Below are 10,478 nucleotides of genomic sequence, written 5' to 3' on the forward strand. Positions count from 1 at the left end.
CTAGGGAGCGGCCCGGCGCTCGGCCCGCAAATACGAAAGGCCACTGAAAATGGATCAACCCTTCCACGCCGGCGAGGTCGCCGTGCAGTCTCGCGTCGGCGTCGCCGAGCGCATGGCCGAGGTCGGTCGCCGCGTCGTGCGCGACCACATGCCCGAGCAGCACCAGCGCTTCTACGAGCAGCTGCCGCTGATGCTGGCCGGCAGTGTGGACCCGACCGGTCGGCCCTGGGCCACGGTGTTGGTGGGGCCGCCGGGTTTCGTGCAGGCGCCGGATGCCTGGCATCTGACCTTCGCGGCCACGTCCATCCCGGGTGATCCGGCCGCGGCCGGCATGACACCGGGCGCGCGGCTCGGCTTGCTGGGCATCGAGCTGCACACGCGGCGGCGCAACCGCGTCAACGGCAAGCTGCTGACGGTCGAGCCCTCAGGGTTGCGGCTGCAGGTGGAGCAGACGGTAGGCAACTGCCCGCAGTACATCCAGGGCCGCGAAGTCGAGTGGTTGCGCGATGCGGCGGACACGCGGCCGCGCACCATCGAACGCGTGTCGCAACTGGACGGCGACGCGGCGTGGCTGATCGCCGCCGCCGACACCTTGTTCGTCGCCACGCATGCGGGCGCAGCAGGGGCGGATGTGTCGCACCGCGGCGGTCCCGCCGGCTTCGTCACGCAAGAGGACGCACGCACGTTGCTGGTGCCGGACTACTCCGGCAACCGCATGTTCATGACGCTGGGCAATCTGCAACTCGACGGACGCGCGGGCCTGCTCTTCATCGACTTCGAGCGCGGCGATCTGTTGAGCCTGACGGGTCGCGCCGAGATCGTCTGGGACGGGCCGGAACGGGCCGCGCTCGACGACAAGGCCGAGCGCGCCTGGCGCTTCCACCTGGATGAGGGCTGGTGGCTGCGTGATGCGCTGCCGCTGCGCTGGCGGTTCCGCGACTGGGCACCGCAGAACGTTTAGCGCAGGGCGGGATTCGCGCGCAGGCTGTCCACCGCCAGGTCGACAAAGGCACGCACTTTCTGTGTCATGTGCCGGCCCTCGTGATGCACGATGTGGACGGGGATGGTCGGCGGCTCGAAATCCTCGAGCAAGGGCAGCAACTCGCCCCGGGCCAGCGCGTCGGCGGCCTGGTAGCTGAGGAGGCGCACGATGCCCAGGCCGGCCAGCGCGAAGGAGCGGGCGGCATCATTGGTTGTCGTGCGCAAGCGGGGGCGGATGCGCTGCACCAGCGGTCGACCCGCTTCGGCAAAGCGCCATTCAGGGTAGGGCGCTACCTGGGTGGGCTGGATCAGCGTGTGTCCCGACAGCCCATCGGGGCGCTGCGGCCGGCCATGCGTGGCCAGATAGCCCGGCGACGCCAGCAGCATGCGCCGCACCTGGCCAACGCCGATAGCGCGCAGGGAGGAGTCCGGCAGCTCGCCGATGCGCACGGCCACGTCCAGGCCCTCGTCGACGAGGTTGACGACGCGGTCGACGAAGACGCATTGCGCGTCGACGTCCGGGTAGCGCTGCAGATAGTCGGTGACGATGGGCGTGACGTGCAGGTTGCCGAACAGCACCGGCGCCGTGACGCTGAGCAGGCCCTTGAGCTGGCTGCGGCTGCCGCTGGTGACGGCTTCGGAGTCGCTCACGTCGGCCAGGATGCGCCGGCAGTCCTCGGCGTAGCGGGCGCCGGCCTCGGTCACGCGCACGCTGCGGGTGGTGCGTGAGAGCAGGCGCAGGCCGAGACGCGCTTCCAGCTCGGCCACAGCGCGCGTGACGACTGGGGCCGACAGGTCCAGCTTGCGCGCCGCGCTCGCGAAGCCGCCGCTGTCGACAACGGCGACGAAGACTTCCATGGCCTGCAAGCGGTCCATGCGTTCAGGCGAGTCTGCCGGCCTGGAAGTCGCGCACGGCCTGCACGAGCTCCGCCTCGGTGTTCATGACAAAGGGGCCGTACTGCGCAATGGGCTCGCCCAGCGGCTTGCCGGCAATCAGCAGCGCGCGGGTGGCGGCTTCGCCTGCTTGCAGGCGTACGCCGTCGCTGCCGGGCGTGTTGGCGAGGATGGCCATGCGGCCCGAGGGCACCTGGCAGCCGGTCTCGAACTTCAGCCCGCCTTCGTAGACGTAGACGAATGCATTGAACTCGGGCGGCAGCAATTGCTCGAAGCGGGCGCCGGGCGCGAAATGCAGGTCGAGGTATAGCGGCTCGGTGCTGTCGCGCTGCACGGCACCCTCGACACCATGGCTCGCGCCGGCAATGACGCGCGCCTTGACGCCGTCGCGCTCGAACTCCGGCACCTCGTGGCTGGCCACATCGCGGTACCAGGGCGCGCGCAGCTTGTCCTTGGCGGGCAGGTTGAGCCAGAGCTGGAAGCCGGCCATGCGGCCCGCGTTCTGCTCCGGCGTCTCGCTGTGGATGACGCCGCGGCCGGCGGTCATCCATTGCACGCCGCCGTCGCTGATCAGGCCTTCGTTGCCGGCCGAATCGCGGTGGCGCATGCGGCCATTGAGCATGTAGGTGATGGTCTCGAAGCCGCGGTGCGGGTGGTCAGGGAAGCCGGCGATGTAGTCGTCGGGATTGTCCGTGCCGAAGGCGTCGAGCATCAGGAAGGGGTCCAGCCGGCGCTGCAGGTTCTGCGTCAGCACGCGGTTGAGCTTGACGCCGGCACCGTCGCTGGTCGGCTGACCAGCGACGAGGCGCTCGACCTCGCGCGGTTGGTTCAACAGGGAAGTGGCGACGGTGTTCATGGCGTTCTTTCAGGCGATCAGAAATTCGGAGATCTGGGCGCGGGCGTTGGCGAGGCCTTGCTCAGCGGCGAAGGCCATGCCCTCAGCGTAGACGAACTCGACATCGGTCATGCCCAGGAATGCCAGCACGGCCCGCAGATAGGGCGTCATCTGGTCGCTGGGCTGGCCGCGATGGATGCCGCCGCGGCTGGTGACGATGACCACCTTCTTGCCGGTCACCAGGCCGACCGGGCCCTTCTCACCGTACTTGAAAGTGACGCCAGCGCGGGCGACGGCGTCGATCCAGTTCTTGAGCTGGGCGGTGATGTTGAAGTTGTACATCGGCACGCCGATGACGACGGTGTCGGCGGCCTGCAACTCGGCGATCAGCGCGTCGTCCAGCGCGACGCGGGCGGCCTGCTCGGGCGTGCGCTGGTCGGCAGGCGTGAACAGGGCGCCCAGCGCGGCCTCGTCGAGCACAGGTTGGGGTGTCAGCGTCAGGTCGCGCACCATCACGGTGGCGGCAGGGTTGGCGGCGCGCAGGCCTGCGGTCAGTTCATTGGCCAGGCGGGTGGAGACCGAGCCTTGGTCATCGGTGGCACGGCGGGCGCTGGCGTTGATTTGCAGGATGTTCATTCGGTGGCTCCTGAAGGGGCGGTTGCGATGGAATGAACTCTAGGATTAGCCAATCGACTTCAGAAGACGGCGATTTGCATATGATTGTTCCGCCAATGGATCAATGGGGCCAATGATGGAATCAGACGCCGACGACCTGCTGCTGTTTGCCCGCGTCATGGAGGCCGGCAGCTTCAGCCGCGCCGCCGAGCGGGTGCACTGGCCCAAGAGCACGGTGTCGCGGCGTATCGGCGCGCTGGAGACCCGGCTGGGCGAGAAGCTGCTGCAGCGCACGACGCGCAAGTTGACACTGACCGACTTCGGCGCCGGAGTGCTGGAGCACGCGCGGGCAGTCGCTTCAGAGGTGGATGGCGCACTGGCGCTGGCCTTGCACCGCCAGCAAAAACCCAGCGGCCGGTTGCGCGTCAGCATGCCGGCGGACTTCGCCCAGGAGGTGGCGGCCGGCATGCTGGCCGAATTCGCGCTGGCCTACCCGGAGGTGCAGCTGGAGCTGGACCTGACGCCGCGGCGCGTGGACCTGATCGGCGAGGGCTTCGACCTTGCCATCCGCATGGGATCGATGGACGAGGACAGCCAGCTCGCTGCGCGCAAGCTGGCGACGACGCATTGGGGCCTGTACGCGTCACCGGGCTACCTGGAGCGGGTCGGCGAGCCGTTGTTGCCGCAGGCCTTGGACACCATGCATGGGCTGATGCTGCTGACCCGCCACGGCGAGCCCGTGCCCTGGCGGCTGCAGCGCGAGGGGGCCGAGCCCCACCTCGCCCGGCCGGCGCAGCGCACGTTGGCCAATGCGCCCAGCCTGCTGGCTCAGCTGGCGCAAAGCGGCGTCGGCATCGCCGGTATTGACCGCCTCATCGTCAGGGATGCGCTGGCGCTGGGCCGGCTGCAGCGCCTGCTGCCGGACTGGCACCTGCCGGGCTCGAGCTGCTGGGCGGTGTTCCCGGAGCGCCGGCTGATGCCGCTGCGTACCCGGGTGTTTCTGGAGGCGATGTCAGCCCTGCTGGACAACTGCCCGGCGCCGGGCCCTTGAGCCCGCCAGCGCCACGACGACGAGGCCAACGGCCAGCAGCGCAGCCATGTCGGGCTCGGGCACGGCCACGGCGAACACGGCTGCAGCGAGCTGCTGGTGCGCCAGGGTCGTGGGGTGGATGCCGTCCCAGAACAGCGCGGTGCTGAGATCGCAGCTGCTGGTGGTTGCTGCGCAGGCATTGGTCCAGTTGCTGAAGCCCAGCTGCGAGGCATTGTCCACGGCGCTCGTCATGAAGCCGTACATGTCGAAGACCTGTGCGCCGCTGCCAGCCAGCGCGCCGGTGAGGGCGGTGTCCATGGCGAAGCTCAGCGCCGAGGCCTGGCCGCTGGCGCCCATCGCGTTGGCCAGCGGCGTGAGGCCGAAGTTCGGCGTGTTCAGCACCAGCACATGCTGGGCGCCGGCGAGCTTGAGGCTGCCAACGATGCCGGCCATGTCGGCGGCGTAGCTGGCCACTGTCGCGGCAGCCGTGGCGTCAGCGTCGGCACCCATGGCGATCGCTTCCAATGCGACACGGATGTTGTTGCCGCCGCCGGCCACCACGTAAAGAGCGTTCGGATCGGCGAGGTTGCCGGTGGCGCCCAGATACATGCCAAGCTGGGTTTGCATGCTGTACGGGAAGCCCGGCAACTGCGGAATCTCGCCACCGTTCAGACTGGTCTGTGCGCCACCGAAGGCGAAGTTATTGCCGCCGGCCAGTGAGGGCGATAGCGCCACGCCGAGCGATTGCGCGAAGTACTGCGTCCAGACCCAGCCATTGGAATACGTGCCCGCCGTCGACGGGATCTTGCTGTAGTAGCCGTCGCCCGGAATGTTGACGGGCGGCAGCCCACCGGGGCCCTGAGACAGCAGCAAAGCGTTGTTGCCGCTGTCGGACAGGCTGTCGCCGAAAACGACGAGTCCGGAATACGGGCCGGTGGCCGAGGCTGCGAAGGCGGCAGCACAAAGACCAATGCCCGCGAGCATGCGGGCGAGCAGACGGATGGACATGGAAACTCCCTGATTTGTGGCCGCAGGACTTCTAACGGCTCGACAACAGCATCTCCGCCCGTTGGCTCAGCGTCAACCCGGGGACGCCCGAGACTGAAATCAGTCGGTGTCGCTCTTGAAGGCGACTTCGACAGCGGCCTCGCGGGCCTTGCGGATGGGAGCGAAGCGCCATTGCTTGACGGCCTCGACGGCCGCCGTGCCCAACCGCGAATGGCTGGCCTTGATGACCGAGGCCTGCTGGACCGCGCCGTCGGGCCCGACCGTGAACTGCACCTGGGCAAAACCGTTGCGGAAGGTGCTCTGCTGCTGCATCTGGCGCGGGATGGCCGGTTCGACCTTGGCCAGCAGTTTCAGCGGCTCCTCGGCCTCTTCCTCGGCCGGCTTGGGCGGCGGCTCCGCAGCCCGTGCCGCGGCGGCCATCGGGGCAGCGGGCGCGGGCGTCGGCGCCGCAGAGGCGAGCAGCACGGGCGTGCGCTCAACTTCAGGTTCAGGCTCGGGCGCCGCCTGCGGCGCGGTAGCAACGGTGGTCGGGGGCGCAACAGCTGCGGCAGCGGTCGGTGCGGGTGCCGTGCCGGGCGTTGGGGCAAGCGCGGGCCGGGGCGCGGCCGCCACGGGAGCCGGAGCCGGCTTGCGCGGCGCGGCGGCTGGCGCCGGCGCTGGTGCGGGCGCCTGACGGTTGGCGCCCTTGTCGGCGTTGAGCTTGATCCAGTGGAAGACGGCGTCGGCCGCCTTCTGCGCACGCTCGAGGCTCTCGGCCTTGGGTGCTTCTTGTTGGGCGCTGGCCGCTTGGGCCAGCATCAGCAGGGCGCCCGCGATGGCGGGCAGGGCAAGCGCCAGGGTACGGCGCGGTCCGAGTGTCATGACAGCTCCACAAAGACATTTCGGCCGGTGGCAAATGCCACCTCGGTCGAGGGGCGGACTCTAGTCAGACTGTGGGATGGCGTCAGCGGGGTTTGTCCCGCATGCGACGCAATTTGAAGCCGCTCCCGGCAAAGCGTCACGCTTGGCCGATGGTTCAAGACCCCAGCAAGGCGCGGCAACGCTTCTCGTGCTGCTGGATCTCGGCCAGCGTGACTTCGATGTCGTGGCGCTGCTGTTCGAGCTGCTGGCGGTGCTGCGCCAGGATGGTGAGGAAGGCCCGCAACTGGGGCGCAGCGCTGGCCTGGCTGTCATACATGTCGACGAGCTGCTTGATCTCCTGCAGGGCCAGGCCCAGGCGTTTGCCGCGCAGCGTGAGCTTCAGCCGGGTGCGGTCGCGCGGCGTGTAGACGCGGTTGCGGCCCTTGCGGCCAGGCTCCAGCAGGCCCATGTCCTCGTAGAAGCGGATCGCACGCGGCGTGATGTCGAACTCGGCGGCGAGTTCAGTGATCGTGTAGGTCGTTTCGGTCGCGGCGGGGACAGGTCGGCGGGAGGGCATGGCTACACTCAATTGACGTAAACGTCAGTCTAGAGCGGTCATGGCCAATCCACGCGAATCCGAACTGCATTACCCCCTGGGCGATACCCTGCCCCAACCCGGCGAGGCGCTGGACCTGGCACCCGGCGTGCGCTGGGTGCGCATGGGCCTGCCCTTTGCGCTGGACCACATCAACCTGTGGCTGCTGCGCGACCGCCAGGACGGCCGCGAGGGCTGGACCATCGTCGACTGCGGCATCGCCAACGACGACACGCGGGCCAACTGGGAGCAGGTGTTTGCCGCCCACTTGGACGGTTTGCCGGTGCTGCGCGTCATCGCCACGCACTTCCACCCTGACCACCTCGGGCTCGGGCACTGGCTGACCGAGAAATGGAATTGCCGGTTGTGGATGAGCGCGACCGACTACAACCTCGCCCGCCTGGCCAGCGGCTCGACGGTGGGCATGGGCGGCGCTTCGGCAGCGGCCTTCTTTGGCAGCCATGGCCTGACCGACCCCGAGTCGCTGGAGAAGATCCGCGCCCGTGCCGACTACTACCCCAAGATGGTGCCGGTCGTGCCGGCCAGCTACCGGCGGCTGATGGATGGCAGCGAGATCGACATCGGCGGGCGCACCTGGCGCTGCATCGCCGGCTACGGCCACGCGCCCGAGCACATCAGCCTGTTCTGCGAAGAAGCCAAGCTGCTGATCAGTGGCGACATGGTGCTGCCGCGCATTTCGACGAATGTTTCCGTCGTCGACGTCGAGCCCGAGGCCGACCCGCTGACGCTCTATCTGGACTCACTCAAGCGCTACCTGGAACTGCCGGCCGACACGCTGGTGCTGCCCTCGCACGGCAAGCCCTTCACCGGCCTGCATGAGCGCATCGACCAGTTGCAGGAGCACCATGACGAGCGCCTCGCCGAGGTCATCGCCGCCTGCCGCGCCGAACCGACGCATGCGGCCGGCCTGCTGCCCGTGCTGTTCAAACGCAAGCTCGACCTGCACCAGACGACGTTCGCGATGGGCGAGGCGATCGCTCACCTGCACGCGTTGTGGCTCAAGGGTGAGCTGAAGCGCGAACTGGGCGCCGACGGCGTCTACCGCTTCTTACCCGGCTGACGCCGGCCCCAAAGAGAAACGCCGCCGACGATCAAGATCGTGCGGCGGCGGTCCGGCTTAGCGCGGTACCTTCACTCCCTCCGGCTGGGCCGGCTGCGGGTACCTGTGTGACAGCGTCAGACGAAGTGTTGCGCTTTGTGAAGGCGGCAGGGTGACCGTGGCTCGGTAGTATTCACATGCAAGCCATTGCGGCGTCTTTCGGGCCGAGTGCCGGGCCGCCCCAAGCCGGCCCGCCTTGGCGATGTGCTTGCAGCTCAATGCTGCAAGCATCGCCGTCCCCCAGGGGGACCGGCCAGGTTGGCCGGCGTTCAGCCGGGCCAGACTGGACGAGGGGCCTACTGAACCACGATGGATTCCTCGCGCAGCGCATCGCGCGAGCGCTCGAAATCGGGCAGCACCGAGCGCACCGTGTCCCAGAACGCCGGGCTGTGGTTCATCTCGCGCAGATGGGCCAGTTCATGGGCGACGACGTAGTCGATGATGGCCGGCGCGAAATGGATGAGGCGCCAGTTCAGGCGGATGGAGCCATCGGCGCTGGCACTGCCCCAGCGCGTCTGCGCCGAGGACAGGCGCAGCGACTTCATGGCCACGCCGAGCTGCTCGGCGAACTGGTGGCAGCGCGGCAGGAAGTCCTCGCGCGCGCGGGCCTGCAGCCAGGACTGGGCCAGGTCGCGGATCTGCTCGGCCGAGGCGCCCAAGGGCAAGGGCAGGCGCAATTGGCGCGCGGCGGCATCCCACACCACCTCGCGCTCGGCAGGTGCCAGCACCAGCGTCAACGCTTCGCCGAGATAGGGCAGGCGGCCGCCGTCCAGCCACTCGATGCGCGACGCCTGGATGCGCTGCTGGCGTTCGCGCTGCTCGACGAGCTTGCGCAGGATCCAATCGCCCTTGTGATGCAGGGCGCGTTCGATCTCGTTGATGGGCACCCAGCGCGGTGCGCTGACGCGCAGGCCCTGCGGCCCGACGACGAAGCCGATCGAGCGCCGGCGCGCCCGCTTGAGTTCATAGCCGATGCGATGCTGGCCCAGCAGCAGCTCACGCCGCGCGCGCGGCGCGCCGGGCTCGGCTGGCGTGATCTCCGGCTCCACGTCGAACAGTGACAGCTGGCTGTCCTGCAGGAGTGGGGCCGGGCGCTTGGCGGGCATGGTGATCAGCGTTGGTTCGCCGCCGCGTCGCCGGCGACGCCGGCGGACGGAGGGTTGGCATAGGCCTCGGGGTCGAGGCGGCGCATCTCGGATTCGATCCAGTCCTTGACCTCGTTCATCAGCTCGGCTGGCGAGCGGCCTTCGGGGCGGATCTGCCGGCCGATGGAGATGTCCACCACGCCCGGACGCAGCAGGAAGCTCTTGCGTGGCCAGCAGCGCGCCGCCGTCGCGGCGATGGGCACGACGGGCAGGCCGGCCTCGATGGCCAGGCGGGTGCCGCCGGTCTTGTAGTCGCCGACTTGGCCGCGCGGGATGCGCGTGCCTTCGGGGAACATGATGACCCAGTTGCCCTGGCCACCGAGGCGTTTGCCCTGGCTGAGCACCTTGTTCCAGGCCTCCGTGCGGCGGCCACGGTCGATGTGGATCATGTCCATGCGCGCCATCGCCCAGCCGAAGAAGGGCACGTAGAGCAGTTCGCGCTTGAAGACATAGGCCAGCGGATGGCTGAGCAGGGCCGGGTAGGCAAAGGTCTCCCACGTGCTCTGGTGCTTGGACAGCAGCACGACGCCGGCGCGGCGGTCCGAAGCCGACGGCAGGTTCTCCATGCCCTGGATGCGCCAGCGGATGCCACAGATGAGGCGCGCGCTCCAGATGGCGACCTTGAGCCAGCCGGCACAAGCCCAGTAGACCGGGTCGCCGCGGCGGAAGATGGACAGGATGACGACACCGGTCGCCCAGGGGATGACGGTGACGACGAGAACCAGGACAAAGATCAGCGAGCGGATAGCGCTCAGCAAGGTGGACATCAGTTCAGGTCTCCGGCCTGGGTGTCGGGGGTCAGAACCTGGCCGCGCTGCACGGCAACGCGGCGGCGCTCCTCCTGGATGATGGCTTCGGCAAAGCTCATCAGGTCGTCGTGCACGCGGGCCGTGGGCACCTGCACGAGCAGGTTGGCGAGCTCGTTGGTGCCGAGGCTGCCGAAGGGGCCGGTCAGCACGAGGTGGGGCATGCAGCCGGCGTTCTGCGCCGTCAGCAGGTCGGTCAGCGACGCGCCGACCATGTGGATGGTGGCGAGCGCAACGTCGAAGCGCTCGCCGATCTGCTGGATGAGGCCGGGCAGGGGCTTGCGGCAGTCGCAGCCTTCTTCGGGCGTGTGCGGGCAGAAGAACGCCGCGTCCAGGCGCCCGCCCTTTTCGGCCAGCAACTGGTTCAGGCGGATGTGCACGGCATTCAGCGAGGCCATGTCCAGCAGGCCGCGGCCAATGCCGGCCTGGTTGGTCGCCAGCACCGTGTGCCAGCCGGCGTGATTCAGGCGCGCGACGGCCTCCAGCGCCCCCGGCAGCGGGTCGAGTTCCTCCGGCGCCTTGACGTGGTCGTCGCGGTAGCGGTTGATCGTGCCGTCCCGCCCGAGGATGACGAGCTTCATGCCGTGGGCGTGGTCGGCGCGCATGGAG

The 10,478-nt window shown here is 68.8% G+C and carries 12 protein-coding genes; 3 read left to right on the forward strand and 9 right to left on the reverse strand.

The features are described 5' to 3' along the window. The first annotated feature begins 49 nt into the window (after positions 1-49). Positions 50-961 carry a pyridoxamine 5'-phosphate oxidase family protein gene (locus tag ACXJLH_RS04785; protein WP_457442678.1) on the forward strand — a complete coding sequence of 304 codons (912 nt, stop codon included), beginning with the start codon at positions 50-52 and terminating at the stop codon, positions 959-961. Here ACXJLH_RS04785 and ACXJLH_RS04790 read toward each other — a convergent pair. Genes ACXJLH_RS04790 through ACXJLH_RS04800 form a run of 3 tightly spaced genes read right to left on the reverse strand, consistent with a single transcriptional unit; the run spans position 958 to position 3,346 of the window. After that, on the reverse strand, positions 958-1,857 hold the full coding sequence (locus ACXJLH_RS04790; RefSeq protein ID WP_457442679.1) for a LysR family transcriptional regulator: 900 nt from the start codon (positions 1,855-1,857) through the stop codon (positions 958-960). The genes ACXJLH_RS04785 and ACXJLH_RS04790 overlap by 4 nt on opposite strands. Before the next feature lie 4 nt (positions 1,858-1,861). Beyond that, positions 1,862-2,731 carry a pirin family protein gene (locus tag ACXJLH_RS04795; RefSeq protein WP_457442680.1) on the reverse strand — a complete coding sequence of 290 codons (870 nt, stop codon included), beginning with the start codon at positions 2,729-2,731 and terminating at the stop codon, positions 1,862-1,864. Between the two features lie 9 nt (positions 2,732-2,740). Further along, complete coding sequence (locus ACXJLH_RS04800; RefSeq protein WP_457442681.1) at positions 2,741-3,346, reverse strand: FMN-dependent NADH-azoreductase; 606 nt, start codon at positions 3,344-3,346, stop codon at positions 2,741-2,743. A 112-nt stretch (positions 3,347-3,458) separates the two neighbouring features. Between ACXJLH_RS04800 and ACXJLH_RS04805 the strand changes: the two genes are divergently transcribed. Then, the gene (locus ACXJLH_RS04805; protein WP_235532116.1) at positions 3,459-4,376 is read left to right on the forward strand and encodes a LysR family transcriptional regulator; all 918 of its coding nucleotides are present in this window, start codon (positions 3,459-3,461) and stop codon (positions 4,374-4,376) included. Here the strand turns inward: ACXJLH_RS04805 and ACXJLH_RS04810 are convergent. From ACXJLH_RS04810 to ACXJLH_RS04820, 3 genes are all read right to left on the reverse strand, one after another. Beyond that, a complete protein-coding gene (locus ACXJLH_RS04810) occupies positions 4,338-5,363 on the reverse strand; it encodes an SGNH/GDSL hydrolase family protein (RefSeq protein ID WP_056204665.1) in 1,026 nt (341 codons plus the stop codon). The two genes, ACXJLH_RS04805 and ACXJLH_RS04810, sit on opposite strands and share 39 nt — an antisense overlap. A 99-nt stretch (positions 5,364-5,462) precedes the next feature. Then, complete coding sequence (locus ACXJLH_RS04815; RefSeq protein ID WP_457442682.1) at positions 5,463-6,224, reverse strand: TonB family protein; 762 nt, start codon at positions 6,222-6,224, stop codon at positions 5,463-5,465. A 154-nt stretch (positions 6,225-6,378) separates the two neighbouring features. After that, entirely contained in the window at positions 6,379-6,780 is a 402-nt protein-coding gene (locus tag ACXJLH_RS04820) for a MerR family transcriptional regulator (protein ID WP_056204659.1), read from the reverse strand. A gap of 40 nt (positions 6,781-6,820) precedes the next feature. On the opposite strand from ACXJLH_RS04820, the gene ACXJLH_RS04825 reads away from it, so the two are divergent. After that, the gene (locus tag ACXJLH_RS04825) at positions 6,821-7,879 is read left to right on the forward strand and encodes an MBL fold metallo-hydrolase (RefSeq protein ID WP_457442683.1); all 1,059 of its coding nucleotides are present in this window, start codon (positions 6,821-6,823) and stop codon (positions 7,877-7,879) included. Positions 7,880-8,214: 335 nt separating this feature from the next. Here ACXJLH_RS04825 and ACXJLH_RS04830 read toward each other — a convergent pair whose 3' ends face one another. Genes ACXJLH_RS04830 through gmhB form a run of 3 tightly spaced genes read right to left on the reverse strand, consistent with a single transcriptional unit; the run spans position 8,215 to position 10,474 of the window. Then, positions 8,215-9,024: a M48 family metallopeptidase gene (locus tag ACXJLH_RS04830; protein ID WP_457442684.1), complete on the reverse strand. Its 810-nt coding sequence runs from the start codon at positions 9,022-9,024 to the stop codon at positions 8,215-8,217. Positions 9,025-9,029: 5 nt separating this feature from the next. After that, entirely contained in the window at positions 9,030-9,830 is an 801-nt protein-coding gene (locus ACXJLH_RS04835; RefSeq protein WP_457442685.1) for a lysophospholipid acyltransferase family protein, read from the reverse strand. Beyond that, on the reverse strand, positions 9,830-10,474 hold the full coding sequence (gene gmhB / locus ACXJLH_RS04840) for a D-glycero-beta-D-manno-heptose 1,7-bisphosphate 7-phosphatase (protein WP_235532115.1): 645 nt from the start codon (positions 10,472-10,474) through the stop codon (positions 9,830-9,832). Before gmhB ends, ACXJLH_RS04835 begins: the two co-directional genes overlap by 1 nt. Positions 10,475-10,478 lie beyond the last annotated feature (4 nt).

The sequence above is a fragment of the Roseateles sp. P5_E4 genome (genome assembly GCF_054049255.1).

Coding starts and splice junctions, on each gene's coding strand:
- ACXJLH_RS04785 (WP_457442678.1), top strand. CDS start 50: ATGGATCAACCCTTCCACGCCGGCGAGGTCGCCGTGCAGTCTCGCGTC.
- ACXJLH_RS04790 (WP_457442679.1), bottom strand. CDS start 1,857: ATGGACCGCTTGCAGGCCATGGAAGTCTTCGTCGCCGTTGTCGACAGC.
- ACXJLH_RS04795 (WP_457442680.1), bottom strand. CDS start 2,731: ATGAACACCGTCGCCACTTCCCTGTTGAACCAACCGCGCGAGGTCGAG.
- ACXJLH_RS04800 (WP_457442681.1), bottom strand. CDS start 3,346: ATGAACATCCTGCAAATCAACGCCAGCGCCCGCCGTGCCACCGATGAC.
- ACXJLH_RS04805 (WP_235532116.1), top strand. CDS start 3,459: ATGATGGAATCAGACGCCGACGACCTGCTGCTGTTTGCCCGCGTCATG.
- ACXJLH_RS04810 (WP_056204665.1), bottom strand. CDS start 5,363: ATGTCCATCCGTCTGCTCGCCCGCATGCTCGCGGGCATTGGTCTTTGT.
- ACXJLH_RS04815 (WP_457442682.1), bottom strand. CDS start 6,224: ATGACACTCGGACCGCGCCGTACCCTGGCGCTTGCCCTGCCCGCCATC.
- ACXJLH_RS04820 (WP_056204659.1), bottom strand. CDS start 6,780: ATGCCCTCCCGCCGACCTGTCCCCGCCGCGACCGAAACGACCTACACG.
- ACXJLH_RS04825 (WP_457442683.1), top strand. CDS start 6,821: ATGGCCAATCCACGCGAATCCGAACTGCATTACCCCCTGGGCGATACC.
- ACXJLH_RS04830 (WP_457442684.1), bottom strand. CDS start 9,024: ATGCCCGCCAAGCGCCCGGCCCCACTCCTGCAGGACAGCCAGCTGTCA.
- ACXJLH_RS04835 (WP_457442685.1), bottom strand. CDS start 9,830: ATGTCCACCTTGCTGAGCGCTATCCGCTCGCTGATCTTTGTCCTGGTT.
- gmhB (WP_235532115.1), bottom strand. CDS start 10,474: ATGCGCGCCGACCACGCCCACGGCATGAAGCTCGTCATCCTCGGGCGG.